The 26,880-nt window shown below is 37.6% G+C and carries 26 protein-coding genes; 20 read left to right on the plus strand and 6 right to left on the minus strand.

What is annotated here, in order from left to right; genetic code table 11:
• Positions 1-257: 257 nt before the first annotated feature.
• On the minus strand, positions 258-677 hold the full coding sequence (locus tag EPU_RS06935; protein WP_010167985.1) for an HIT family protein: 420 nt from the start codon (positions 675-677) through the stop codon (positions 258-260).
• 25 nt (positions 678-702) lie between these two features.
• The gene (locus EPU_RS06940; RefSeq protein WP_010167987.1) at positions 703-2,070 is read right to left on the minus strand and encodes an SCP2 sterol-binding domain-containing protein; all 1,368 of its coding nucleotides are present in this window, start codon (positions 2,068-2,070) and stop codon (positions 703-705) included.
• Positions 2,071-2,258: 188 nt separating this feature from the next.
• On the opposite strand from EPU_RS06940, the gene EPU_RS06945 reads away from it, so the two are divergent.
• Entirely contained in the window at positions 2,259-4,145 is a 1,887-nt protein-coding gene (locus tag EPU_RS06945; RefSeq protein WP_029488178.1) for an efflux RND transporter periplasmic adaptor subunit, read from the plus strand.
• Between the two features lie 33 nt (positions 4,146-4,178).
• Positions 4,179-7,757: an efflux RND transporter permease subunit gene (locus EPU_RS11845; RefSeq protein WP_010167990.1), complete on the plus strand. Its 3,579-nt coding sequence runs from the start codon at positions 4,179-4,181 to the stop codon at positions 7,755-7,757.
• Positions 7,758-7,802: 45 nt separating this feature from the next.
• Here EPU_RS11845 and scfA read toward each other — a convergent pair whose 3' ends face one another.
• Positions 7,803-7,943 (minus strand): six-cysteine ranthipeptide SCIFF, encoded by a 141-nt coding sequence (scfA, locus tag EPU_RS11850; RefSeq protein WP_010167991.1) that lies wholly within the window; start codon positions 7,941-7,943, stop codon positions 7,803-7,805.
• Between the two features lie 135 nt (positions 7,944-8,078).
• Between scfA and EPU_RS06960 the strand changes: the two genes are divergently transcribed.
• From EPU_RS06960 to EPU_RS07045, 18 genes are all read left to right on the plus strand, one after another.
• Positions 8,079-8,747 carry a response regulator transcription factor gene (locus EPU_RS06960; protein ID WP_010167992.1) on the plus strand — a complete coding sequence of 223 codons (669 nt, stop codon included), beginning with the start codon at positions 8,079-8,081 and terminating at the stop codon, positions 8,745-8,747.
• Complete coding sequence (locus EPU_RS11855) at positions 8,748-9,755, plus strand: sensor histidine kinase (RefSeq protein WP_010167994.1); 1,008 nt, start codon at positions 8,748-8,750, stop codon at positions 9,753-9,755.
• Positions 9,756-9,822: 67 nt separating this feature from the next.
• Positions 9,823-10,140: a hypothetical protein gene (locus EPU_RS06970; RefSeq protein WP_010167996.1), complete on the plus strand. Its 318-nt coding sequence runs from the start codon at positions 9,823-9,825 to the stop codon at positions 10,138-10,140.
• A gap of 75 nt (positions 10,141-10,215) precedes the next feature.
• Positions 10,216-11,073, plus strand: a complete 858-nt coding sequence (locus EPU_RS06975; RefSeq protein WP_010167998.1) for a PHP domain-containing protein — start codon at positions 10,216-10,218, stop codon at positions 11,071-11,073.
• 174 nt (positions 11,074-11,247) lie between these two features.
• A complete protein-coding gene (locus EPU_RS11860; protein WP_010168000.1) occupies positions 11,248-11,646 on the plus strand; it encodes a flagellar protein FlaG in 399 nt (132 codons plus the stop codon).
• Between the two features lie 6 nt (positions 11,647-11,652).
• On the plus strand, positions 11,653-11,838 hold the full coding sequence (locus EPU_RS06985) for a YjfB family protein (protein WP_010168002.1): 186 nt from the start codon (positions 11,653-11,655) through the stop codon (positions 11,836-11,838).
• Positions 11,839-11,937: 99 nt separating this feature from the next.
• Complete coding sequence (locus EPU_RS06990; RefSeq protein ID WP_010168004.1) at positions 11,938-12,297, plus strand: hypothetical protein; 360 nt, start codon at positions 11,938-11,940, stop codon at positions 12,295-12,297.
• Positions 12,278-12,709, plus strand: a complete 432-nt coding sequence (locus EPU_RS06995; protein WP_010168006.1) for a hypothetical protein — start codon at positions 12,278-12,280, stop codon at positions 12,707-12,709. Before EPU_RS06990 ends, EPU_RS06995 begins: the two co-directional genes overlap by 20 nt.
• 62 nt (positions 12,710-12,771) lie before the next feature.
• Complete coding sequence (gene tgt / locus EPU_RS07000) at positions 12,772-13,896, plus strand: tRNA guanosine(34) transglycosylase Tgt (RefSeq protein ID WP_010168008.1); 1,125 nt, start codon at positions 12,772-12,774, stop codon at positions 13,894-13,896.
• A gap of 23 nt (positions 13,897-13,919) precedes the next feature.
• Entirely contained in the window at positions 13,920-14,285 is a 366-nt protein-coding gene (yajC, locus tag EPU_RS07005; protein ID WP_010168010.1) for a preprotein translocase subunit YajC, read from the plus strand.
• A gap of 97 nt (positions 14,286-14,382) precedes the next feature.
• Positions 14,383-15,621 (plus strand): glutamate-5-semialdehyde dehydrogenase, encoded by a 1,239-nt coding sequence (locus tag EPU_RS07010; RefSeq protein ID WP_010168012.1) that lies wholly within the window; start codon positions 14,383-14,385, stop codon positions 15,619-15,621.
• A gap of 15 nt (positions 15,622-15,636) precedes the next feature.
• Complete coding sequence (gene proB / locus EPU_RS07015) at positions 15,637-16,410, plus strand: glutamate 5-kinase (RefSeq protein ID WP_029488180.1); 774 nt, start codon at positions 15,637-15,639, stop codon at positions 16,408-16,410.
• A 123-nt stretch (positions 16,411-16,533) separates the two neighbouring features.
• Entirely contained in the window at positions 16,534-17,361 is an 828-nt protein-coding gene (locus tag EPU_RS07020; RefSeq protein WP_010168016.1) for an SDR family NAD(P)-dependent oxidoreductase, read from the plus strand.
• Between the two features lie 9 nt (positions 17,362-17,370).
• Entirely contained in the window at positions 17,371-19,314 is a 1,944-nt protein-coding gene (locus tag EPU_RS07025; RefSeq protein WP_029488181.1) for a right-handed parallel beta-helix repeat-containing protein, read from the plus strand.
• A 29-nt stretch (positions 19,315-19,343) separates the two neighbouring features.
• A complete protein-coding gene (locus EPU_RS07030; RefSeq protein WP_010168019.1) occupies positions 19,344-21,758 on the plus strand; it encodes a glycoside hydrolase family 2 protein in 2,415 nt (804 codons plus the stop codon).
• A gap of 141 nt (positions 21,759-21,899) precedes the next feature.
• Positions 21,900-22,553, plus strand: a complete 654-nt coding sequence (locus EPU_RS07035; RefSeq protein ID WP_029488182.1) for an ABC transporter ATP-binding protein — start codon at positions 21,900-21,902, stop codon at positions 22,551-22,553.
• Entirely contained in the window at positions 22,554-23,300 is a 747-nt protein-coding gene (locus EPU_RS07040; RefSeq protein ID WP_010168022.1) for an ABC transporter permease, read from the plus strand. It abuts the gene before it with no gap.
• A 160-nt stretch (positions 23,301-23,460) separates the two neighbouring features.
• Positions 23,461-24,816: a DUF362 domain-containing protein gene (locus tag EPU_RS07045; RefSeq protein WP_010168024.1), complete on the plus strand. Its 1,356-nt coding sequence runs from the start codon at positions 23,461-23,463 to the stop codon at positions 24,814-24,816.
• A gap of 44 nt (positions 24,817-24,860) precedes the next feature.
• Here EPU_RS07045 and EPU_RS11865 read toward each other — a convergent pair whose 3' ends face one another.
• From EPU_RS11865 to EPU_RS07060, 3 genes are all read right to left on the minus strand, one after another.
• Positions 24,861-25,595, minus strand: a complete 735-nt coding sequence (locus EPU_RS11865) for an alpha/beta fold hydrolase domain-containing protein (protein ID WP_010168026.1) — start codon at positions 25,593-25,595, stop codon at positions 24,861-24,863.
• A gap of 12 nt (positions 25,596-25,607) precedes the next feature.
• On the minus strand, positions 25,608-26,267 hold the full coding sequence (locus EPU_RS07055; protein ID WP_010168028.1) for a hypothetical protein: 660 nt from the start codon (positions 26,265-26,267) through the stop codon (positions 25,608-25,610).
• 18 nt (positions 26,268-26,285) lie between these two features.
• On the minus strand, positions 26,286-26,880 hold a 595-nt coding region (locus EPU_RS07060), incomplete at its 5' end, for an alpha/beta hydrolase (RefSeq protein WP_010168030.1).

Genomic DNA, 26,880 nt, shown 5'->3' on the forward strand with positions numbered 1-26,880 from the left:
AAATATTTTATTATCCGTTAGAGTATTTCGGTTTGCCCATAACACAACTCCGGTAAAAAGCCAAGCAAATCCCATACTGATTCCCATCAAATATTTTGAATAGGCTTTAGTTTTATCGCCAAACATGAGGCACCTCCTTAATTATGTATATTATATCACGAATTATTACAATAAAATATATAACTGCCTAAAAATAATGTGTAAATTTTAGAAAATCAGTGTGGAAGACATGCAACCACAACTGATAGTTTTGTTATTTACGAATTGAGTTTATTGCGAATAAGATCTGCGACTTCTAATATTTCTGCATCAGAAGTTACATAGTTTGTGGGAGTGTTAAGCTTTACGCCATCATCAACATATCTAGGAATGATATGCAGATGAAAGTGAAATACAGCTTGGTTAGCCGCCTTACCATTGTTTTGAACTATATTAATTCCATCTGCGCAAAGGGTCTCCTTGATTGCTATAGAAAGCTTTTTGGCAAGGGGATAAATCTTGGCGGCAGCATCGTCGGATATATCAAAAATATTCGTACTATGGTCTTTGGGAATAATCAGTACATGTCCCTTTTGAGCGGGAAATTTGTCCATTATTACCTTAAAATCAGCGTCTTCATACACACAAAATGAGTGAATCTCGTTATCTACAATCTTACAAAAAATACATTCTTCCATTTCTAATACCATTTCCTTTCAAAATTTAGTTATACTCGCGACTGCTTCTAAAAATCTTATCCAGCTGCGGCAAAATTGCAAAGTTGCCCTTAACTTTAATTCGGCCAACCATAAATGCTTTTTGATAGCTTAGCGCTTTTGTAATCAGTTCATCAAATACGCTATCTAACATAGAAATCTCTACTGTATAATTATCGACAATTCCTTCGGCATATATACAATCACCATTCTGAATCGTAATATATCCAGATTCTTTAGTATCGTTGATGAGATACTGAATAATTGCTGCGAATCCACGGTCGTGTTGAGCCACGAAGTAGTGTGGCAAACTCGCGATTTTTTTTGGAGTGCGTGAATTTGGTTTTTGATACATTCCGACTGGGGTCGTTGCAAAGGAGTTGTCGGGAATTTTACCTTTTAACATATTGGTGATTTCTTGAATTTCCTTTTCGTCAGTAATATTTGTAGTATACGAAGCAGGTGCGCGAAATGTTGCTGTAGAAACAGGGACTGTTGTAGCCGAAGGTAAAGCTGTAGATACCTCAGTATATGAAATCGGTACTGTAGGTAAAGCTGCAGAAACTTCGGTATATTGAGCTGAAGTATTATACTGCGTAGGTGGAGCAGTAAAAGATGTTATTGCCGGAGCCGGAGCTGCCGCAAAAGAAGCCGACGTCGGAGCGGGAGCTGCCGTAAAAGAAGCCGACGCCGGAGCRGGAGYTGCCGYAAAAGAAGCCGACGCCGGAGCGGGAGCTGCCGCAAAAGAAACCGACGCCGGAGCGGGAGTTGCCGCAAAAGAAGCCGACGCCGGAGCCGGAGCTGCCGCAAAAGAAGCTGATGCATGTCCACCAATAGCCGTAGTATTGCGATTTAAAAATAGCATTCGTTCTGTAGAAACTATGTTAGCAATGCCCTGATTGATCAGTCTATAATAATTTTCCATCTGTTTTTCAACAACTTTTGAAATATCTTCTGCAGAAAGATAAAAATTGAGTGCAAGCGGATTAACATCAACACCGCCTAAAAATCGCCAGGCAGAGCTTATCAGTTGCGCGGCGTTTTCTTCGCCCCAAGTGTTACTATACGTGAGAGCAAGTAGGGGTTTGTTATAAACAATATCTTGATACACGCTTGCGTAGTTGAGAAAGGTTTGCATGGCACCGTGGATTCCTGTTAAATGAATATTAGAAAAAGCAACGATGCCGTTACATTCACCGATGGCGGCAAAGATCTGATCGCCCATAACGCTTTTGCCTCCAGAAAAATAAGGCAATATTTCGAGGTTGATCTCTTCTACTTCAGATTCGAGTTCTGCAAACACTCTTGCTATATTTTGTTTAATATTAAATAGTAAATCATCTTTTATATTGGCACATAGAAGTGCAATTTTCATGTTATACCTCCGTTTTGTTGTGGTCGCTACTTAATAGCTACTTACATTATACATCAAAATTTACTAATGACAATTAATAAAATGATACATAAAATCTAAGAACAATTAATGCTTCTTTATGTTTTCTTCACAACTTCTTTATATTATGGTAATGGATGGAAAATATTAATAATAAAGAGAGGTTTAGGATGAAGATATTACAAAAAGCTATGGCAGTATTTTTAGTGGCTTCTATTTTATCGGGCTGTAGTATGGCATCTGCAAATGCTGAAACAGAGGTAGAAGAGCCGATAGCCGCACCCGAAGAAGAATTAAAATTGTCGGTGCATACAGTAAAAGCAGTGCGAGGTGCGTTAGCACAAAGTGGAGAATTTGTAGGAACTCTGATGCCTAGCGAAGTTGCAAATATAATTTCGCCGGTGATGGGGTTTGTTGAAAATATTTATGTAGAAGATGGAGATTATGTAACTAGTGGACAATTACTATACACAATAGATGACGACAATGTTGTGGCACAAATAGATAGCGCAATGGTGGCGTTGGAGAGTTCGCAAAAATCTAAAGAGCAAGCGTTATTTAATGCGCGAAATGCTGTTACAAATCAGGAAATGTCAAAGGAAACCCTGCTTCTAAATAGAGAGCAAACACTGTATAATGCAGAAAATACGATCAAAAATGCAGAGATCGCGTTGTCACAGTTAGAGTTAGGGTACATACAAGCATTGGAGCAAGCAGATACACAAATTAAGAATGCAAATTTACAATACGATTCTGCAGTTGCGGGATATGAGCTTCAGTTTGGCACTGCGGATGATATAAGCAATATGAATACAAACAAGCAGATAGAAGATTTGGAAAAAACGATAGAAGATACGCGTGATCAGATAGAAGACGCAGAAGAAGCTGCGGAAGATATTAAAGAAGCGCAAGAAGATTTAGAAGAATTGCTAGATGTAATGGAAGATCAGATGGACGATCAATATGCGTTACTAAATAGCGGAACATTGTCGCCTGAGATGTATGCTCAAGTAGATGCAAGTATACAAGCAACAAGAACGGAGATATTCAAGCAAGAGCAAACTTTGGATACTCTAGAGACAAATTATGAAAACGCACTAGAGGCAATAGATGACATAAGAGATACTGTAGTTGATCTCGAAGAAAATTTGGCATTTCAAAAAGAGGTAGTAAATTTGCAAAATACAAATCTAAAGGGTGAGCAAGTTAAGGCTCAATCATTATCAATTACACAGGCAGAAAATGCCATTGCGCAGGCAGAAGATGGAAGAAGAAAAACCATCGAATCATATGAAATGCAGATAAAACAAGCGAGAGATTCGGTACAAGCCGCAAAAGATGCAGCTGAATTTACTCGCAGATCGCTAGAAAATCARATTAGYCAAACCGATACGGGATTAAAAACTTCGAGAGATACATTAAATATAACGGCCCAGATGTCGGATATGCAAATCAAGAATGCGCAAACTACAATAAACAATGCCAAAATACAACTGGATCAATATACAGTGGAAAGTCCAATTTCGGGAATCATAGAGAATATCACAATAATAGAAGATTCGATCACAACATCAAGTGCCGCATCGGCGACTGTATCAGACTACAAAACTATGGAAGTGCTTTTCTATGTAGGAACAGATCTGAAGAACTCAATGAAAATAGGGCAAGAAGTAAATTTTGAATTAGAAAGCAAAGTGTATCAGGCATACGTATCTGAAATTTCAGACAATGCAGATCCACAAAATAAGTTGTTTAAAATTACGGCAACATTTAATCCTGCAACTAGGTTAGAAAATGGGGCAGCGGTGAGATTAACAACTGGTACATTTTCAGAAAACCAAACAATTATAATTCCGTATGATTGTCTCGTATTTTCGAATGGACTTGCATATGTATATAAAGTAGTAAACAACAGAGCCGTAAAAGTGCCCGTTGAAATAGGACTATATACTGCAACGTCAGTATCGATACTTAGCGGACTTGCTGCAGGAGATGAAGTGGTAACGACGTGGTCTGAAGGGCTAAGAGATGGGGTGTTATTAGATACAAATACATAAAAATTAATTAAAATTTACTAAAGGGGGAGTTTTATGAATTTACTGACGGAGCTGTCGGTTAAACGGCCAGTGGGGGTTCTCACAGTGCTAATTACGCTCTTTATTTTTGCGTTTGATACACTGACGTCGTTTAAAATGGCCAGCATGCCGCAGATGGAAATGCCAATGTTTATATTGCAAACGGTATACGTAGGCGCAAATCCAGATACAATAGAAAAACTGGTAACCGAGCCGCTTTCAGAAGTTGGGCAGTTAGTTGAAGGTTTTGATTATGAAACCACGATATCGCAAGCAAATTTATCGATGGTTATATTTTATTTTGACTATGGCACAGATATGGATAAGGCATATACAGATCTTCAGCAAGAGATTGATCTAGTAGCCTTGCCAGAAGATGCGATGGACCCGGTGTTGATTCAGATGAGTATGGATTCTTCTACTATCGTGCAGCTTTCGGTTTCTAGTACGATTGGTGATGACATCACAAGTTTTATAAACGATACATTGGTTCCAGAATTGGAAACGTTAACTGGTGTTGCAGAAGTAGAAGTATACGGTGTAAACCCTGGGTATATAAGCATTCAGGCAGATGAAATTGCAATGGATCAATACGGAATTTCGATGTCTCAGGTTAATAACGCAATAGCGGGAGCGAAGTTTACAATTCCAGCAGGAGAAATAGAGCAAGGCACACAGATCATTAGCGTTTCTGCAATTGGAGAGTTGACGTCTTTGCCAGAAATAGCAAATGCGCCAATCGTCACTGCATCAGGAAATACAATAATTGTAGACGACGTTGCAGATGTGAAATACTTACAACAAAAGATGGACACAGCCAGCAGATATAACGGTACCGACAACTTGTCTATAACGGTAACAGGTACACAAGACGCAGATGTTCCAGCAGTGGCAGAAACAATATTAGCGTTGTGCGATGAGATCGTAAAAGATAATCCGACCATTAAGGTTGATGTAATGAGTAATGAAGGGCAATCGATAGTGGATATAATTATGTCGGTTGCAGAAACGCTGTTGATAGGTATTGCATGTTGCATGCTTGTACTGTTTATATTTTTTGGAGATATCAAAGCAAGTTTAATAGTGGGGAGCTCCATTCCTCTTTCGCTAATGATGGCATTGATAGCGATGGGAGTTAGTGGTTTTGAGCTAAACTCCATTACGGGAATAGCTCTGATTATAGCAATAGGAATGATTGTGGATAGCTCGATAGTCGTTTTGGAGAGTATGTTTTTGGCAAAAAGAGGTGATATCAGTTACGTTGATGCCGCAATTTCAGGCACTAAAACTGTGGGAGCATCGCTTGTAGCATCCACCATTACAACGATTGTTGTGTATCTGCCATTGGCAATGATGGAGGGATTGAGTGGGCAAATGTTTTCGCAGCTGGGATATACTATTGTCTACAATATGATAGCTTCCATAATTTCTGCAGTTACATTAGTACCGCTAGCATTTGTATTATTAAAGCCAAGGGAACGAAAAAAGCTGCCGATCAATTTGGTGATAAAATTTTTGATAACGATCTATGAGTGGTTTGTGAGACATTTCGTTCGATGGAAGTTGCCGGCAGTAATCAATACGATCCTCATCGTAGCTGCGACAGGATTTATTGCAACACTAGTGAGAATGGAAATGATGCCTACAATAGACTCGGGATATTTCTCGGTTACAGCAGAGTTTAGACCAGGAACCAAAATGGAGATAATCTCAGAAGAAACAAAAGTGATAGAACAAATGTTAGAAGGAGACGAGAGAATCACTGATTATTATATGCGTGCTAGCGGAAATACAGCGACGATCGATGCGTATATAGTAGAAGGATACGAAACAGGAGATATTGTAAATGAGTATAAAATTGAATTGAACAAGTTGCCAAAAATGAGTATTGCCGTAGAAGCAGGATCGATCATGGGTGCAATGCCTGGAACAGTAGTTGCTGGAGAGCGAACATTTACAATTGAGAGTGTAATCTATGCAGATGTGGAAAGAGCGGCTAATGAKATAACGTCAAGATTGTATGCGTATCCAGAAATTATGCGAGTAGACTCCTCTGTTGCAGAAGGAAAAACGCAGGCAGAGCTCAAGATTGATCCAATTAAAGCTGCCAGCTATGGGCTATCTGTTTCTGATGTTGCAATGCAGATGAGCATGTTAAACTCGGGATTAGATGCAGGAGATATAGATCTATCGGGCAATGAAGTAGAAATGAGAGTTGAGTACCCAGCCGATAAATACGATGAAATTGGTGAAATCTTAAATGTTAAGATAGCGACGCAGCGAGGGCAAATACCAATTAGCGATTTGGTAGATGTGGAGTTTAAAAGTGAAGCCCTCAGAATAGACCGTTCAAAAGGAAAGTATAATATTAYGTTGACTGCCATATTTGATCAAACATATACAGAAAAAATTAATACAGTGATAGACGAATTTTTAACGGAAGACCTGGGTTCGGGGGTATCTATGACCGATGCGAATATGGATGATATGATAGCTGAGCTTATGGCATTGGGTCAAGCAATTTTGGTAGGTACATTTTTGGTATTTGCAGTAATGGCGATACAATTTGAGTCGTTTAGGTTTTCGATTATGGTAATGATGAGTTTGGCATTTGGGGGAATTGGAGCATTTTCGTTATTATTTATAGTGGATGAAGCCGTGAGCATGACGAGTTTGATGGGATTTTTGATGCTAGTGGGACTTGCGGTAAATAATGGAATATTGTATGTGGATACAGTAAGCCAGTTGAAGCAGGAGATGGACCTAATAGATGCATTAGTGGAAGCGGGAAAATCTAGAATTAGGCCAATATTGATGACAACGCTAACAACAATTTTGTCGATGCTACCAATTTTATTAGATGATGGCGAGGCATCGATGATGTTAAAAGCAATGGCGCTAGTAATAATCGGCGGACTAATTAGTTCAACCGTTTTAATTTTGGTTTTGATGCCAACATTCTATTTGATATTAGATAAAAAAGAGAAGAGAGGCAAAAAAGCTAGATACCAAACCACTCAAGATCAGGAGGAGTTGCAACTAGAAAGACAGCAGTTAGAGAAGGAGCAGTTTAAGATAGAATACGAGCGTGAAGAATTACTTAAGCAGCTTCAGCCAATAGAAAATGAAATATTACAAAATAAGGAAAGTCAGGAATTGCAAAACCGGGAGATGCAAAAGCTGCAAGAAGCGCAAGATCTAGCAGAGGAGCAAAGAGTTCAAGCGTGGCAAAAACTAAGGAGAGAGCAAGAAATGCAAGAAAGGCAGCGGCAGCAAGATCTTCAAGATGGGCAGGATTGGCAAGAGCAACATGAGCAACAAAGAGATCAAGAACAACAAAAGATGGAAGAGATGGAGGACTTGCACGAGCGCCAGAGGATACAAGATCAGCGAAAGAGGCGTGACCTAAAGGAATTGCTAGACATACGCAATACGCAAAAAATTAAAAAATTGCAAGAGCTACAAAAGTCGAAGGAATATATTGAACAGATGCTACAAAAGTTAAGCATTAGAGAGGAGAGGTTAAAGCAAATGGAAAAAGAGTTGCTAGAGAAAGAGAAAGCCGCGTTTGAAAAAACATGGAGAGTAGCATAAAACAAGGTAAAATGAAAGCCAGTAGCAGTTGCTACTGGCTCTTTTTTATTTTTGTTCACAAGTTTGATTGCCAACGGTACATGATGTTTTGCAAGCTGATTGACAAGAAGTTTGACATTCACCGCATCCGCCTTTTTGAACGCTTTTTTTAAAATTCTTAGTATTGAGTGTTTTGATATGCTTCACAGGAAATACCTCCTCATAGAATGATCTATAATCATTATATCATATTATAAAGTTTTTAAGAATAGAATTTTGAAATTTAATTTTTATTTATCTGTAGTCGATATTATATCTAAAGATTAAGAAAGGGTGATTATAATGAGAATTTTGATATGTGAGGATGAAAAACAGCTGGCAGATATTTTGGTCGCAATGCTACAGTATAATAACTATTCTGTGGACGTAGTTGGAGACGGAGTGAGTGCGGTAGACTACATAGAAACCGGAAATTATGATGGGGTAATATTAGACTTGATGATGCCAAAGTTAAATGGAATCGAGGTGCTCAAAAAAATTAGAACAGCAGGAATGAGTGTACCGGTTATCATTCTCAGTGCAAAATCTCAAATTGAAGATAAGATTGTGGGGCTAGACTGCGGTGCAAATGACTATTTGGCAAAGCCGTTTGATGCGGGTGAATTGTTGGCGAGAATTAGGGCGATGACGAGAAAAGCAACGCAAAATAATATATTTCTAATGATGGGCAACGCTACGCTGAATGTTGCAAATTTTGAGCTTGTAGTAGCAGACGGAAAAATAAAGTTACCTAATAAGGAGTTTCAAATTTTGGAGATGCTAATGTCGAGGAAGGACGCAGTGGTTTCGGTAGATAAGCTTGCTGAGCGCATTTGGGGATACGAAAACGAGGTAGATATTACAACGATATGGGTGTATATTTCTAATTTGAGAAAAAAGTTAGTAGCATTGAGTGCAACTGTTCAGATTAAAGTAGTGCGAGGCGTAGGATACAGAATGGAGGAAATTTAGATGGAAAAGATTTTGCGAAGACGCTTTATAATATCGAGTGTACGAATAGTTTTTACTGTGTTAGTTGTAATTTTGCTTGCTGTAAATGTAATAAACTATTTTCATTTAAAAGATCGGTTTAAAGCTATGATAGAAGTGGCAATGGTAAATAGGACAATGACGATGTCAACTATAAATGATCCGTTTGTATATATTTCAAGTGTATCGCAAGATATCACATATGCAGAACATTTTGAGGGGATGCTATATGATTTTGCCGTGGCAAGTGTAATAGCAGGATCGTTGGCATTTGTGGCAATAGCAATACTAATAGTAATAAATTCTAAACGAGTTGTTGCGGTGATAACAGAAGGCTATGAAAAGCAGAAACAATTTATTACGGGAGTAACGCATGAATTAAAGACACCATTAACAATTATAAAAGGAAATGCAGAAGTGATAGGCATGCAAAGCGGGCATACGATGTGGACCAAAAGCACTATTGAGCAAATAAATAGGTTAAATATGCTAATAGAGTATTTGATATCACTAACAAAATTGGAGGAATCGGGTGCGTTGCATAAGGCGAAATTTTCGCTCTCAGAATTGCTACAAGAAAACTGCTTATTTTTCGAAGGGATTGCAGCTAGCCGAGATAAGTATATAGAATATGAAGTTCAACCAGGCATTGATTATAACGGAGATATACAAAATATTGAGTTGTTGGTATCAATATTATTGGAAAACGCATTAAAATATAGTATAGAAAGAGGCAGAGTTAAGGTAGCGCTGCGATTGATTAAAAACAGACCAGTGTTGTATATATCAAATAGATCAGAAGATTTAGAAATAAGAAAGTATAACGAGTGGTTTGATAGATTTTATAGGGCAGATATCTCGAGAAATAGTAATAATAGCGGATTTGGGATAGGTCTTGCGATGGCAAAAACGATTGTCGAAAGACACAAAGGCAAAATTACGGCAGAGAGTTTGGATGGGCGAATCATTATAATAAAAATTATCTTTTAAACTTTAGGTTCAATTAAGGTTCACATTGTATAATCATTATAATGGTATATTTAAAGGAGAGATTTAAATGATATTTCGTGATAGCAATCTGCATGTAAATACTTTAAGAGTTAGCAATGTGGGGATGGACATAGAAAGTTTTGACGCAAACAAGTTGTCATTGCCAAAAACTAGCTTAGCAGAAGATATTATAGAAGTTGAAAATACACCCATTAATGATCAGCAGATAGCAGACGCTAGAAACATATTAATGTCCAAAAATGCTATTGGATTTTTTGAATATAAAGGAGAAGAGAACACAAATATGAAAGATGTATTAAGTCAATATAATAATACATCAAAGGCGCAAAAGGAGATTGTGTTTGCAACAAAAAAATGGTCGTAAATTTTAAATTTTAGGAGTTTGGCGGAGTAAATTGTGGCACACTAATATTGAATATAATTTTAGGAGGACAATATTATGTATACAATAGATCTGCACACTCATTCAACTATGTCAGATGGGACATTAACACCGAGAGAGCTAGCTTTTTATGCTAAGGCAAAGGGGCTATTTGCTATCGCATTGACTGACCATGACACTACAGCGGGAATTGCTGAATGCATAAAAGCTGGAAATATGGTGGGGTTAAAAGTGATTCCAGGAATAGAAATTAGCTGTAAATACCACAAAATAGAGATTCACCTTTTAGGATATTATATAGATATAGAAAATCAAACATTACAAGATGTGATAGCAAAAATTTTAAACGAACGAAAAGCTCGTAATGTAAAAATGATAGAAAGGTTAACAGAGTTGGGGTATCCCATAACAATGAAAGACCTAAACCCAAATAATGATGAAAACATGTCCATTACGAGAGGAAATGTTGCAGGAGTTTTGTTAGAAAAGGGATATTTTGCAAATAGAGAAGAAGTTTTTGAAAAATGTTTGCGCGTTGGGCAACCAGGATATGTAGAAAGAGAATTTATTGATTATAAGGAAGCGATAGCCGCGATAATGGCAGCTGGAGGAGTCGCGGTTATTGCGCATCCATATTTTTATAAGCTAAAGGATGTTACGATGGATCAATTTATTTTAGATTTAAAAAATGCAGGGCTCGCTGGAATAGAAACTATTTATCCGGAACATAGCAAAGAAAAAGAAAGAGAGTATTTAGAGTTATGCGAAAAGTATGGACTGTTTTTAACGGGTGGAACAGATTATCATGGCGATAATAAACCAAATCTCGATATAGGAAATGGTTTTGGAAAAACATCTGTACCAAAATTATATTTAGATGTGATGGAAAAGACAGTACATTTTATTAAAAAGTAATGAAATTATAATATTGTTTGAATTTTAGTTAAAAAATAAAAACAATTTAAAAATAAAAATAGTTTAAAAATATTAAAAGTTTAATTATGACCTATTATCTTTTTTAGATAAACGACCGATATAAAATTTAGTGGGAGATTGCACCACAAAAAATTATAGAAGGGAGTTTTTCATATGCAAATATCTAAGCAAGATTCGGTACAAGTTGAACGGTCAACAACTCAACAAAAGATGGAGTTTCAATCAGTAGAACAAAATGCGCCAGAGATTAAAGAAGTAAAGAAGCGACAGGATCAATCGAAAAATAATGAGCAAAATAATAGTTCAATGCAACAACGACAAGAACGATTTATTAAGGCAGCAGAACAGGTGCTTTCTGAAGATGGAGAAAAAGTAAATTTACAATTTAGTGAATTAAGATTTGCGCAACATGAAAAAACAAATAGAATGGTCATTACAGTTGTGGATAGAGATACAGAAGAAGTAATTAGAGAAATACCATCAGAAAAAATTCTAGATATGGTAGCCCAAATGTGGGATGCGGCAGGATTGTTTGTGGATGAAAGCAGGTGATAAGAAATGGATATCGCACAAGTTTCGACTGGACTGAGTCAAATGAACATGAGCTCTCAAGTAAACATAAAAGTTGCTAAGATGGGCTTAGACCTAGCTCAGCAGACAGGGAATCAGATTACAGAAATGGTGAAATCTCTTGATATACCAGCTAATCCACAAGTTGGAAGCATGGTTGATGTTCGGCTTTAGAAATATGATGGATGCGAGCTAATTCCGCATCCACTTTTTTTATTGCGAATAGAATTAAATTCAAAAAAGTGGTAAGAATAATGTTTGGAGGTATATGATATGGACACAAAAAAAAGATTGCTAAACGATTTATTGGATATAACGAGAAGCCAAAAAAAGTGTCTTGATGAAGATAATCAAGAAGAATTTTATAGGCTACTAAACATAAGGAAAAAGATATTATTGAAATACTTAAAGCAAGCAAGTATATCGCCACAAATGGATGATGAAGAAAGAGAGCTCAAAAAGAAAATTGCAATTTTGCACCAAATAAATACTGAGAGATTTGCGGAAAAGCTTGAAGAAGTAAAAAAAGAGCTGAGACGTTTGCGTGCTAGCAAGCAAAATACCAATAAATACAAAAATGCTTATAAATCAAACTACCAAGGAGGTCTATTTTTTGATAAAAGAAATGGATAAATTTATACTTTTGGATAAGCAAGTGCATGAAATTTTGGAAGTACTAAATCAAATTGAATCTATTATAAGCAATGAGGCCCAGATCTTAAGCTTAGATGATGAATCGGGAATGGATATGATAGAAGAAATGTCGCTAGTAAAAAAACGACTCACGGATGAGGTCGAATCTTTAGAAAAAGAGTTCGAAAAGCGATACTTCGAGATAAAACCATTTTTACATGACCCCGATAATTCTGAGCTGGTCAGATCATTACAAGGGTATATCAAAGAAGTTCTAGATTTAAAAAATATGATTATCATGCAAGAACAAAGCAATATGTCTCTAATTCAAAGACGACTCAAGAATAGATTGGGGCAAATGGAAATACCAAAATCACGTAGCAAAATTATTGACTCGTATAAGCAACATTAGTATTGCAAATTTTGCCATTATCTTGTAGAATAGCAGTAATTATTTGAAAGAATGGAGATTTTATGTATAAGATTTTATCAACAGACAATATGGCAAAAGCCGCGGAGTTTACCACTCCATATGGAGTAATACAAACGCCCTGCTTTATGAATGTCGCAACAGTGGCCGCTATTAAAGGAGCTCTTAGTAGTATAGATTTAAAAAATATCGGGACTCAGGTTGCTCTTTGTAACACATATCATTTGCACCTTAGGCCAACGGATACTGTAATTTATGAAATGGGTGGTCTCAACAAGTTTATGGCATGGGACGGTCCCATTTTAACAGATTCGGGAGGGTTTCAGGTTTTTTCGTTGGCTCATAGACGAAAAATTAAAGAAGAAGGAGTCTATTTTTCATCGCATATTAATGGTGACAAAATTTTTATGGGTCCAGAAGAGAGCATGCAAATTCAATCGAACCTAGCCTCCACTATTGCGATGGCTTTTGATGAATGTCCGCCAGCACTTGCGCAAAGAGAATATATCAACTCATCGGTGGAGCGAACAACTAGATGGTTGAACAGATGTATTGTAAAAATGAAAACCTTAAATAGCCAAGAGGAAACTATTAACAAAAAACAATTGCTATTTGGTATCAACCAGGGCGGAATTTGTGTCGATATAAGAATTAGTCATGCAAAAACGATATCAAATTTGGATTTGGATGGCTTTGCGATTGGAGGCTTGGCTGTTGGTGAGACGCACGAGCAGATGTATAATGTGCTAGATAATGTGGTAGAGTTTTTGCCTAAAAACAAACCCACGTATCTAATGGGCGTTGGAACACCTGAAAACATTTTAGAGGCAGTGGATAGGGGGGTAGATTTATTTGACTGCGTTTTGCCTGCTAGAAATGGGAGGCACGGTCATGTTTATACTAATGATGGAAAAATGAACTTACTAAATAAACAATACGAAAAAGATGAGCGACCGATTGGAGTAGATTGTAATTGCGAGGTTTGTAAAAAWTTTTCGCGCGCATATGTTAGGCATTTGCTAAAGGCTAAAGAGATGTTAGGAATGCGTCTTTGTGTAATGCATAACCTATATTACTACAACAATTTGATGAGCGAAATAAGAACAGCAATTTTGAATAGATCGTTCAAGGAATATAAAAATAAGCGCCTTGATGGATATAGATTATAAATAAAATAATAGGAGGTGTTAATATGGGAGCAGGCATGGGTGTCGTTGGAATGGTTGTTTATATCGCATTCATCTTTGGAATCATGTGGCTGATTGTAGTGCGTCCACAGAAAAAACGCGAGCGTCAAATTGTTGAGATGCAAGCGCAAATTAAAGTGGGACAAACTGTTCTTCTAAGTAGTGGCATTTATGGTAAAGTGGTAGATATTATTAATGATTTATTTATTATTGAAATGGGTCTTAATAAAAGTGTAAGAGTTCCGGTCAAAAGAGATCAAGTAGCTGGTGTTGAAACTCCAAATCTTAAGATTGTAAAAGAAGTTGTGGCAGTGGAAACTGTAGAAGTTGATGATGACACGGACGATGAAGAATACGACGACGAAGAATAAGATGTTTCTAATTTAAGCTGAAGTTAAGTCTTCAGCTTTTTGTGAATGGTTTTAACTAATATAAAAAATAATATCAAATATATCAGGATGGTGTACAATGGAAGTTAGGCAGAAGGGTGAAAAGCTAAAAAAAGCTAAGCATGAACTAGGATTATTAAATACTTCCCAAAAAAATCATGCATTATTAGAAATTAAAAATTCGTTGCTCAAAAATAAACGTATAATTTTAAATGCAAACAAGATCGATATTACAAATGCTGTAGAAGCGGGAATAAGCAAGGCGTTGATTGATCGATTAACTCTTACAGAAAACAGGCTTATTCAGATTGCAGATAGCATTGATACAATAATTAAGCTGACTGATCCTACAGGAGTCATTATGTCGGGTAAGATTTTGGAAAACGGAATGCAGTTGATTAAGAAGACCGTGCCGCTCGGAACTATTGCTATCATTTACGAAGCAAGACCAAACGTAACAATTGACGCGACAGTATTGGCAATAAAGTCTGGAAATGCAATATTATTGCGAGGAAGCTCTAGTACAATCAATTCGAATAAGGCTATTGTTGCAGCCATTAAAGAGGGGTTACGTAAATCTGATGTAACAGAGGACAGCTGTTTTTTGATTGAAAATACAAAGCGAGAGGTTGTTAAAGAAATCGTTACTGCAAATGAATTTATAGATCTAGTAATTCCTAGGGGTGGCGCAGAGCTAATTAAGATGGTCATTAAAACTGCGACAGTGCCCACTATAGAAACAGGAGTTGGAAATTGCCATATGTATGTAGATAGCGGAGCGGATCTAGATATGGCATATGCCATTTTGAACAATGGCAAGATGAGTCGTCCGTCGGTATGTAATTCATTGGAAACTTTACTAGTTCATCAAGATGTTGCAGAAGAATTTTTGAAGATGGCCTATAACAAATTAGGTGCAAAACTAGAGTTTAGAGGTTGCAAGAAAACTTGTGAAATTATTCCTGCGATACCGGCAACGATAGAAGATTTTGAACAAGAGTTTTTGGATTACATCATTGCGGTAAGAGTAGTTGATAGCATAGATGAGGCTATTGAACACATAACAGAATTTTCGTCGGGGCATTCGGAGTGTATCATAACCAACAATTTATTAGCATCTAACAAGTTTATAAAAGAAATTGATTCGGCGTGCGTATATGTAAATGCTTCTACTAGATTTAGCGATGGAGGCGAATTTGGCTTTGGAGCAGAGATGGGCATTAGTACTCAGAAAATTCATGCAAGAGGGCCATTTAGTATTAATGAGCTCATTTCATATAAGTATATTATTACAGGAGATGGACAAGTTAGGCAATAAGGAGATGATAAAGCTATGCTAGCAAATGCGAAAAAGATTGTTATCAAGATTGGAAGTAACACGATTTCGAATTCTAAGGGATTTATCAACGAGCATTTTATCAAAAATTTATGCGAAGAAGTGGCCTTTCTAAAGCAAAAAGGTAAGGAAGTTGTGATCGTAACAAGCGGAGCAAAAATTTCGGGTATTTCTGCAATTAATAAATGGTCGCGTAAATCTGATATGAATTATAAGCAAGCATTGTGTGCAATTGGTCAGGTGCGCCTTCTAAATTCATATGATAAATACTTTGCAGAATATGGAATAAATATAGGCCAAATTTTGCTTACCATGGACGATTTTTTGGTAGATGACAGAATTTTGAATATTCGCAATACGCTGTTTACATTAATTGACGAAGGTGTTGTTCCTATAATAAATGAAAACGACACGGTGTGTGTCAAGGAGCTAAAGATAGGAGATAACGATACTCTTGCCGCGCATACGGCAATGATTTGGAATGCAGACTTACTAATTATTTTGAGTGACATTGAGGGATTATATGATAAAAATCCAAAGGAATATGTTRATGCGAAGTTGATAGAAGTGGTTGCCAATATAGATGATATCGACGTGGATGAGGGCATTGCAAATGAATTTGGAACTGGTGGAATCAAGACAAAGCTGGATGCTGCAAGGATATGCAATAATTATGAAATCGATATGATACTAGCCAGTGGCAAAGAAGAAGACGTCTTGCTAAAGTTATATGAAAATAAGTTGGCGTGTACCTATTTTAAATCTAATTAAATTATCGTAAAAAAATATAAAAAATCTTAAATATAATAAATTGACATTGACTTAAAAGTCATTTAAAATGAAATGGACTATGATATTTACATCATAGTCCATTTTTGTTTTTAGGAGGAAGTCATGTATAATTTAACAGGTCAAGTTTGTGTAGTGGTCGGGGCATCATCGGGAATAGGAAAAGAAGTGGCATTAACATTAGCTAGGTATGGCGCAGTTGTTGTGCTATCTGCTAGAAGAACAGAAAAGCTACATGAAACAGCGGCTCAAATTAAAGCTGAAGGCGGAGAATGTGAAGTATTTCCGTGTGATTTTAGAGAGCCATATTCTGTGGAAGCATTAGTATCTGTAGTAAAAAATCATCGCAAAAAGATAGATTTATGGGTTAATGCTGCAGGGGCAAATAATGCGATGGGAATCACRTGGGATATAAGCTACGAAGACTGGCTTGGAGAAGTAGATGCTCTTTTGAAAACTTGTTATGTTGGAACAAAGTGTGCCATCAACGCTATGAAGGCTCAGGGCTTTGGAAGAATCATAAATTTCTCTGGAGGAGGAGTGTCTAAGCCAGAAGTATATAATAGCGCTTATGCTTGTTCTAAGACAGCGATTGTGCGCTTTACAGAGTGTGTAAATTTAGAATTGGAAGCGGAAAAGCTGCCTATAAAAATTTTTGCATTTGCTCCGGGACTTGTGAGAACGCAACGTAATATTGATTTGGTAAACAAACCAGAGACGAAAAAATTTATGCCGGGTATTATTGATAAAATTTTAAATGATACCGCAACACCGATAGAAAAACCTGCTAATTTTGTGGCCTTTATTGCAACAGGACAGGTGGATGGCTTATCTGGACATTTATTGTCGAGTCATATGGACAAAGAAAAATTAATAYGCGAGATAGATAATATAAAAGCAAATAGTTTGCATAAAATTATGGTGAAATCATAGGAGAGCGGTATGAAATATTATGTATCTAAAAAGGGAAGTAACAATAATAACGGTAGCGAAGATGCRCCATTTCTGACTATAAGCAAAGCCGCAAAACTGGCAATGCCAGGAGACGAAGTCATTGTTGCGGAGGGCGTATATCGAGAGTGGGTTAGCCCCGAAAATGGTGGACGAAGCGATCTAGAACGAATTGTTTATCGCGCACAAGAAGGTGATAAAGTCGTTATAAAAGGTTCTGAGGAAATTAAAAATTGGGAAAAAATAGAAAATGGAGTATATAAGGCAACTCTAGCAAATGCTATATTTGGAGATTTCAATCCATTTGAAGAAGAGTTATTTGGTGATTGGTTTAAGTACCCAAAAAATCCAAAGATGCATCTTGGTGCGGTATATTTAAATGGAGAAGCGTTCTGTGAACTTAGAAGTATCGAAGAAGTAAAAGACTATACGATAGGTCGCGATGTTGTGGAAGATCCAAAGGCCTTTGGAAAACGCAACTACTTGCAAAAGGAAGCGCCATTCTATGGATTTTATGCGGAGGTAGATGYTGATTTTACAACGCTTTATGCGAACTTCAACGATTTTGATCCCAACGTGGAGCAGGTAGAAATCAATGTTAGAAAGTGTTGCTTCTATCCTAAAAAGATGGGCAGAAACTATATCACTGTTGCCGGATTCACGATGTGCCATGGAGCATCGGGGTGGGCACCGCCAACTGCAGAGCAACCTGCTATTATAGGCGCAAATTGGTCTAAGGGATGGATTATAGAAAATAATATCGTGCACGATGCAAAGTGTAGTGGCATTAGCATAGGTAAAGATTATTTGTCTGGAGATATGCTAAGCACAAGGACAAAACAAAAGTCTGGATATCAGTTTCAGTTGGAGTCGGTTTTTGCGGCACTAAAATTAGGCTGGTCAAAAGAAACTGTAGGATCTCATATAATTAGAGATAACACGATCTAYGACTGCGGTCAAAATGGAATTGTAGGTCATATGGGATGCGCCTTTAGCAAAGTGTATAACAATCATGTTTACAAAATTGGAACGAAGCGTGAATATATCGGTTGCGAGATTGCAGGTATCAAGTTTCATGCACCGATTGATACGCAAATATTAAACAATAGAGTGCACGATTGCACACTGGGGCTGTGGYTAGATTGGCAAACCCAAGGATTGCGTGTAAGTAGCAATATATTATATAGAAATGGTCGCGATATGGTAATTGAAGTAAGTCATGGACCGACGATTATAGATAACAATATCTTTGCGTCAAAAGGTAACATCGGCTATATATCTCAAGGAACCGCTTATGTTCACAATCTATTCTGYGGAACTATGGCAAACGGAGATGTTTTGGATAGAGCAACACCATATCATTTGCCGCATTCTACTTGGGTTAGCGGATATGGCTTTGTATACGGTGGAGATGATAGATATTATAATAACATTTATGTTGCACCTGCGGCAGATGCAAATCGSCCAGAAAAGCAATTTGTAGGCACCAAGGCTATGGATAAATATTCAGATGGAATCGAAGCGTATTTCAAAGGGATTAATGAGAAGGATTTTGARTCGATAGATTTAGAAAAATTTGACCAAACGCCGTATCCAGTTTATGTAGATGGAAACGTTTATTATAATGGAGCACAAGCATATAGCAAAGAGAAAAATAATCACATTGCCGCAGAAGTTAATCCTAATGTTAAGATTATAGAAGAAGGCGACGAGCTATATCTAGAAATAGAAATTGAAGCCGCCGATGTTGCAACAGTTATACACGGCACAGCAGATTTAGGGAAAACAATTCTCGCGGATGCCATATTCGATGGACCGGATGGAAATATGATTGTATTGGATAGAGATTGCCTTGGAAATGTGAGGTCAGCGAAGCCAACAGCAGGACCTTTGGAAAATATTAAAATTGGAAAAAATAGGATCAAACTAATATAATGCTATAATTCAAAAAGGGAGATATGTCAATGAAGAATAAAGATTTTTTCAAACTGGAAGTAGGACCATTAGCAGGACCTAAAAGCCATGTAGAAGGCAGAGTCGAGATGGATTTTAGTGGCTTGGACTGGAAGATGGAGAAAATGCGAGTTGGGCAAGGTGTTAAAGAAGGCATTCATCTACTAAAAAGCGAGCTATCTGGAAATAACTATAGCTGGAATAAAGGAAAAGTACCTGGAGATGTTTATACAGATTTATATTTAGCAGGCGAAATCGATGACCCTCATTTTGGTCGCAACATGCATAAAGCAAAATGGGCGCAAGAATATGAATGGTGGTATAACTATGCTTTTAATGTTGACCAAAGTTTTGGCGGAAAAAATATCACGCTTGTATTCGAAGGGGTTGACTATTCATGCGAAGTGTGGTTAAACCAAGAATATCTGGGTAGACACGAAGGGATGTTTTCGAAGTTTGAATTTGACATCACAGATCTGATCAATTGGACTAGTCCAAACATTCCTGTTAACTTGCTAACAGTAAAATTAGATCCGCCTCCTAGAAATCAGCATAATATAGCAGGAATGAAGCATAACTTTGCAGGGGACTATCTAACAGGATTGGTACCATTTGGAATTTGGCGACCGGTAAAAGTTATTGGCACAGAAAAAGCAAAGATTGATGGATATAGAGTGGAGTATGAGTTAGATGGCAGCAAAGTCAACGTTAATTTGCAGGTAAACTCCGATGCATTTGAAACAGTTCGAGAAGCGCATCTTATGGTAAAGTATTTTGATGGCGATACAGAAATCTTAAACGTAGAGGAACCGATGAAGTTGAACAGAGGACGTGAATCTACTAAGGTAATAAACTTTGCATTGGATAATCCCAAACTTTGGTGGCCGGTTGGAATGGGCGATCCGTTTTTGTATGATATCGAAATTAGCATCGTAGAAAATGGGCGTGTGTTGGATAGAATTAGAGAAAAAACAGGTGTGCGTACTGTAAAATATACCTATAATCCTGGGTTTACAAAAGATGAAGCAGAGTTTCCGTGGACACTAAATATAAACGATAAGCCGATGTTTATGCGCTCTGCATGCTGGACTCAGCCATCGTTCTTCTACGGTAGAAATAGCATAGAAAAATATGAGTTCTTCTTAGAAAAAGCTAAAGAAGCAAATATCAACAACCTAAGATTTTTTGGATGGCATCCGATAGAGACAAAAGAATTTTATGATATCTGCGATAGATTGGGGCTTACTGTATGGACCAACTTTGCTTTTGCGACGCAAGAATTTAGATCCGATAGAGCATACCTAGATAAAGTAACCAACGAAATTACAAGCATCGTGAGAGAGCGACGCAATCACCCAAGTATTGTTATGTGGATGGGTGGAGAAGAGGTATACTTTACAGAAGCGCATGTACACAGTAAAAACCGCGAGCTGATGGAAATGGTTGGAGATATAACGCGAGGTCTAACTAGTGTTCACTACGCAGATGCGTCGCCGCTAAGTTCTAGAGAAGGAATCAGAATGGGGTATAAGCCAAATGAATCTTTGCATGCGAACGCTCATTATTATGCAGGTGGAGCAATATACATGGAAGATTTTTACACCAAATTGAATGCTGCAGTAATTCCGGAGTTAACAGCGGCTTCTGCRCCAAATATAGAAAGCCTCAAAAAATTTATTCCAGAAGATGAGCTATGGCCGCTTGGTATAAGTTATGGATACCATATGGCAGATCTTCATGTGTTACAAAATCTAAACTACGAGGTACACGGAAGTATAGGGATGGATTCGCTAGAGCAGTTTGTTGAATATACGCAAATTTCACAAGGGACTGTTGCGCAGTTTGCTCTTGAGCATTTCAGAAGGCAAAAACCGCATGTAAGCGCCGTGGCTTTGTGTCACTTTAATACTAATTGGCCTATTATTAAGTGGGACATTATTGACTACTATGGAGTTAAGAAGCTTTCGTATGATTATGTAAAGCGAGCGTATAACCCGATTTTACCTTCGTTGGAGTTCAAAAAACGCCGATATAATAATAGCGAACAATTTAAAGGGCAACTGTTTGTGATCAACGATCTATATCAAAAATTTAATGATATAGACTTAGACTATACCGTTTTTGATAATGATGGCAACGAATTTTTGTCGGGAACTATTAGGATAGATGTTGACGAAAATGTTTCTGCAGCATATGACTATATCAAGTTTACTGTTCCGGAGAACTGGAAAGGATTTTTCTATATCAAGTTGGAGCTCAAAAAAGATGGGGCACTGATTATAGAAAATGAATATCGTTTGCTAGTAGATGATCAGGAAGCCGCCAAAGCCGCRTCAAAGCAACTGTATTTGGATATGCACAAGGGGCGTGCTAAATTTGGAAAAGGATACTATAGATACTTCCCTAATATGTTTGATGGGCTATAAAAATAAATAATCAAGTGGATGGCATGGACGATAAGTTTGTGCCATTTTTTTGTATTTGGAATAAGTATCAGAATGCTGGAATAAGCATTAAAAGGAGAATCAAAATAAACAGTGAAAAATGAAATAAGAAAGGAAATTGCTATGAGTATTTTATCAGCACAAAACATTAATTTTGCAGTAGATGAAAAACAAATTTTGACAAATATTTCCTTAGATGTTGCTGCAGGAGAATGCATATCCTTGATGGGTCCTTCTGGCAGTGGCAAAAGTACGTTTTTGAAGATGTGTTCATATTTAATTAGCCCAACAGAAGGAAAAATGTATTATAAAGATGAGAAATTTTCAAAATATGATCCKATGAAATTGCGGCAGTCAATTAGTTATTGTACTCAGATTCCATATTTGTTTGGAACAACTGTGAAAGAAAATTTAGAGTTTCCGTATATAGTAAAAAATCAAAATTTTGACTCAGAGTGGATTGCGTCGATGCTGGTTGAATTTGGATTAGATGAAAGYTTTGTAGATAAGGRTGTTGCAACTCTGTCGGGAGGAGAAAAGCAAAGAATAGCGCTGATACGAAACTTGGTACATAAGCCAGAGATATTGCTATTGGATGAGGTGACGTCGGCTTTGGATGAGATGTCGGCTTCGCTGATAGAACAGCACGTGAAAAAATTGGTTGCAGAGGGAATGACGGTGTTATGGGTGACTCATAACGAAGAGCAGAGTACCAAAATTTTTAATAAACGCGTYAGGTTTGTTGCCGGAGAAATTGTAGATGTGGAGGTTCTATAAATGAGTATAGTTTCGTTGATGCTGGCGTCATTACTTGTATTGATACCAGTTTTTATATCTATGCGAGAAGATTTAGATTTGCATAAACAAATTGCGATTAGCGTGGTGCGAGCAGCGATTCAATTGACAGTAGTAGGAAGTGTGTTGCAATTAATTTTTGGACTAGAAAATATGTGGGTAACACTGGTTTTTGTAGCATTTATGATTTTCAACGCAGCGATGAATGTTACAAAACTACAGCAAGTTGCGCATCAGAGGGTGATTAGCTATGCAGGCATCGGAGCGGGGACTGTTGTAACATTGGCAGCGCTGACAATAGCAGGCGTAATAAATTTTACGGCAGATGAAGTGATTCCGATTTGTGGGATGATTGTCAACAATGCTATGGTGGCTGTATCCATTACATATAGACAAATGCAAGCAGGATTTATAGATAAACGAGAAGAGATAGAAACGAAATTGTCGCTTGGGGCTCCCATAAATTTGGCCGCAGCAGATCTGATTAAAAGATGCTTACGAGCAGGGATGTTGCCAACGATCGATGCGGCAAAGGCGCTAGGGATTGTTGCTTTGCCAGGAATGATGACAGGACTAATCTTGGGTGGAAGCCCCCCGCTAGAGGCAATAAAGTATCAGCTGATGGTAACGTTTATGCTACTTTCGGCAACTAGCATTGCGACATTTATCATTACGTTGTGTAGTTATCGATCGTTTTTTAATAAGCATAAGCAACTAAATATCAAGTAACTTAAGACGCAGCTAATATTAAAATAAGACCATAATTTGGTAAATAAATTAGCTGCAAACAAGTTTATACCACAAAATAAACTAGGTATAAATACAACTTCAATGGATAAAAATAAGACTAGCTTTAATTTCAAGCTATGGAAAAGGGGGTTATAAAAGTATGGACAACAAAATAGCGACGGTAGCTCTAGTACAATCAAAAGAAGATAAGGCTGAAGATATAACAGATGAGCAAATTAAGCAACTGGTACAAGAAACTGTAGAATTAGCGGGAGGTCTAGGATTTATAAAAGATGGACAAACTGTAGTGGTAAAGCCCAATATTATTTCCACGAGAGCAATAACCGGGCAAGCCGCATCTATGAGAATGGCGCTGCCCTATGCAGATGCGTATAAAGACAAAAGCAAGCTCATTCCAAAAGAAGTGAATGGTATAACAGCAGATTATAGAGTTGCACAAGAGCTGACTGCCATGGTTAGAGCAGTAAATCCAACAGGAAAAATTTATATTATGGAGTCTAGTGGTGATGGGGCAACGAGCAAAAATCTAGAGCTGATGGGATATATAAAAGAAAACTTTCCGAATGTGGATGAAATAATATCTCTAGACGACACAGGCAATGCCTACAGAAATGTGGATGCACCAGATGTGGTAGGCGTAGATCCGCCAGCTAACCAAGAATATAAAAAACTTGCTAAGTGGATGAAAAATAAATATTATTTTGATAAAAAATATTATGAATCGGATGTAGTGATCTCGCTTTGCTGTTTAAAAAACCACATGAATGCGGGCTTCACCGGTGGGATTAAAAATATTGGAATAGGTGTTATGCCGCAGCAAATTTATAGAAGCTTTAAAAATGGATCAGTAGTGAGAGGTTTAACAATATCTCATGAATTTAATGATATAAGTCATTTTATACACGACTATTATTCGCTTAAGCCTGCGGACTTTGTGTTGCTAGATGGATTACAAGGGCTGGCATATGGACCAGCAGCTCAGGGGGCACCAAGCTATGCAGCAGCAAAGATGAATATGCGAGTTATGATGGCGTCAAAGGATGTTGTTGCAAATGATACAATAGCTGCACTGATTGTGGGGGTAGATCCGCATAAAGTACCGTATATAAAGAGCCTTGCTAAAGACGGGGTAGGTGTAACCAATCTGAGAAAAATAGTAGTTAAGGGAAATGTTCGAGTGGATCAAATAAAAAAACCGTTTCCGTTTGCGAAGGGAGTTTTGTCAAAAGTATTTAGGATTCCAGCAGGCGTTGCATATGATAACTACAATCCGCCAAAAGCAAAGGTAAAGTTTATTAATATTGCTGATGGCAAGCTAAATGCAAAATTAGAAGTTGGAGAAGAGGTTATCAAAGTTGAAATTTATAATGAGCAATCAGGATTGGTGGGAGTTGTTAGCAAAGATTTTTCAGAAATAAGCGTAGATTTTGAAGGAAACAAGGGAGTTTTGATAGTATACGATAATTTATTAAACGCGCAAAAAATAGAGTTTTAAATTCATGCTGCCGAAGAAACAATTTCTTTGGCAGCAGCTGAGAGCTATGCGTACTGAGTCAAAAAGTCTGCGACAATCATTGGGTCAGACAAACTATGAGGGTGATGCGCACAGTCTGGTTTTAGTATATACATATTGATAAGCTGATTTGATCGGCAGTAGTCGATTAGCAATTGGCAATTCTCTTTAACAGGGACAACATCATCATCGTCGCCCGCCACGACTGCAATAGGGATTTTATGTCTTGTTAAAAAATCAAAGTTATCAACAGGGTTTTCTGCAAAGGCTAAAACTGTAGTTGTTGTAAGGTCATAGCATTCGAGACATTCAGCATACTGAGCTGCAGCGCCTATACCGGTCATTAGTCCTCCAGGCCAACTTTTGATATCCAAAACTGGTGCATCTAAATATAATGCCGAAACAGCGGTGGGATATTGCCTAGCAAAATTCATAGCATAGAGGCCGCCTCGGCTAAATCCCAATATAATAACTTTCGGGTTGAGATGAAATGTTGCGACAACCATATCATAGAATTGCTTCATTAACGCAACAGCTGCGGGAGAACCATACATATTTGAAATTTTGTAGTATGCTAAAAAATATCCGCGATTGAGCATTTCGATATCTACAGTATCAAAGCCACCCAAAAATTCGGCACGCCATATCCATTTCGCCTCAGAAGTGGCGGTGTGAGGTCTAATAACAAACGCCTCTCTTTTATTAAATATAAATTTGTCAACAGTAAATCCGTGATAATCAGTTCCATTAATATTTTTCAATGCAATCAACTCCTATGCGCTAAGCTCATCTAAATCTAGTTCCCATAGCTTCGCAGTGATAACGTTACCGTATTCTAGTTTACCATTGCCCACCATAAATCCAAATTTCATAGGCTGATCGATAGCATAATCATTATCTTCGAGAAATATCACGAGGATCTTAGGATACTCAATTTTAGGTTCACCAGTTGCTGGATCGATAGAACTAATCTGATATTCTGAGATTTCGATACTCATTTTATCATAGACCATTTTGATATTGTAGAACAAATTTTCGATGCGGATATATACCCCAATATTAGGTGTAATATATCCTAATATTGGATAAATATGGTGCGGATCAACAACTTCTATATCATGCTCGAGAAGCGAACCCTCAATTAGGCGATACTTATAATGTGTATCATAAAAATGATCTAGTATGCCAAGAAGCAATCGGGAGGGCAGTGTAGTTAACTCTATAAAAAAATTATTTGGCGGACCATCAGTGCCGGAGCATCGAATTTGAGATAGTCGTTCTAGGTCTATTTCTAAGAGGTTTGCTATATCGGCATCGTTTTCAAAAAGCGTGCTTAATGAATTTATGGCAAACTTGAGTACATCGTCGCTAGCATCCTTAAGCTCTTCGCGCATTCCTTGCAAAAGTTCATTAAATTCATCCATTTCATCCATAAAAATTCTCCTTAAGTATTAATTTGTATTTGCAATAAATTCAAGCGTGGCAGCAATGATTTGATCTTGCTGGGCTATTGGAGATATTGTTGAATCTAGATCTCCGGTTTGCGAGCCGTAGAGTCCAAACTGCGCATGATTTCCGCCGGCTATTTTTTTAAAGATAGTATCATCGGGAAGGTATGGTCTACTGTCTGCAATGTTCTCGAGCGTTGTAAGGCCATCTAGATCGGCATAAATGCTAATAACCGGTATATCAACATTAGATAGATTGTCGCGTGGGTCGGGATATGAAGCAAGTAAAATTAGTCCGGCGAGCTGATCGTGATGGTCTTTGGCAAATGAAGCTGCACTGACACCACCCATAGAGTGTCCAGCAACATACCAGTGCATATCTGGGAACTGCGCCATGACTTCTGCTGCCTTATTAGTATCAAACAACGATAGGTGCATATTAACAYTTAAGAGAGCGACCAAATATCCATGCGAGGCAATGGYGCTGGCGTAATAGGTGTATGCTTCGGGCTCGACCAATGCTCCGGGATATACGATAAGTCCGGTATTGGTGGGGTTGTCATTTGGCTGAAAAATAATCGTTCCGTCTGCTGCGGTG

The organism is Candidatus Epulonipiscium viviparus, assembly GCF_000171335.1.
GTDB classification, from domain to species: Bacteria; Bacillota; Clostridia; order Lachnospirales; family Cellulosilyticaceae; genus Epulonipiscioides; species Epulonipiscioides viviparus.

What these genes read in the sequence shown, in the direction of transcription:
- EPU_RS11855 (WP_010167994.1), top strand. Translation starts at nt 8,748, where the DNA reads ATGGAAAAGATTTTGCGAAGACGCTTTATAATATCGAGTGTACGAATA.
- EPU_RS07010 (WP_010168012.1), top strand. Translation starts at nt 14,383, where the DNA reads ATGGAAGTTAGGCAGAAGGGTGAAAAGCTAAAAAAAGCTAAGCATGAA.
- EPU_RS06990 (WP_010168004.1), top strand. Translation starts at nt 11,938, where the DNA reads ATGGACACAAAAAAAAGATTGCTAAACGATTTATTGGATATAACGAGA.
- EPU_RS06985 (WP_010168002.1), top strand. Translation starts at nt 11,653, where the DNA reads ATGGATATCGCACAAGTTTCGACTGGACTGAGTCAAATGAACATGAGC.
- EPU_RS07055 (WP_010168028.1), bottom strand. Translation starts at nt 26,267, where the DNA reads ATGGATGAAATGGATGAATTTAATGAACTTTTGCAAGGAATGCGCGAA.
- EPU_RS06960 (WP_010167992.1), top strand. Translation starts at nt 8,079, where the DNA reads ATGAGAATTTTGATATGTGAGGATGAAAAACAGCTGGCAGATATTTTG.
- yajC (WP_010168010.1), top strand. Translation starts at nt 13,920, where the DNA reads ATGGGAGCAGGCATGGGTGTCGTTGGAATGGTTGTTTATATCGCATTC.
- EPU_RS06975 (WP_010167998.1), top strand. Translation starts at nt 10,216, where the DNA reads ATGTATACAATAGATCTGCACACTCATTCAACTATGTCAGATGGGACA.
- EPU_RS07040 (WP_010168022.1), top strand. Translation starts at nt 22,554, where the DNA reads ATGAGTATAGTTTCGTTGATGCTGGCGTCATTACTTGTATTGATACCA.
- EPU_RS07045 (WP_010168024.1), top strand. Translation starts at nt 23,461, where the DNA reads ATGGACAACAAAATAGCGACGGTAGCTCTAGTACAATCAAAAGAAGAT.
- EPU_RS11860 (WP_010168000.1), top strand. Translation starts at nt 11,248, where the DNA reads ATGCAAATATCTAAGCAAGATTCGGTACAAGTTGAACGGTCAACAACT.
- EPU_RS06970 (WP_010167996.1), top strand. Translation starts at nt 9,823, where the DNA reads ATGATATTTCGTGATAGCAATCTGCATGTAAATACTTTAAGAGTTAGC.
- EPU_RS06935 (WP_010167985.1), bottom strand. Translation starts at nt 677, where the DNA reads ATGGAAGAATGTATTTTTTGTAAGATTGTAGATAACGAGATTCACTCA.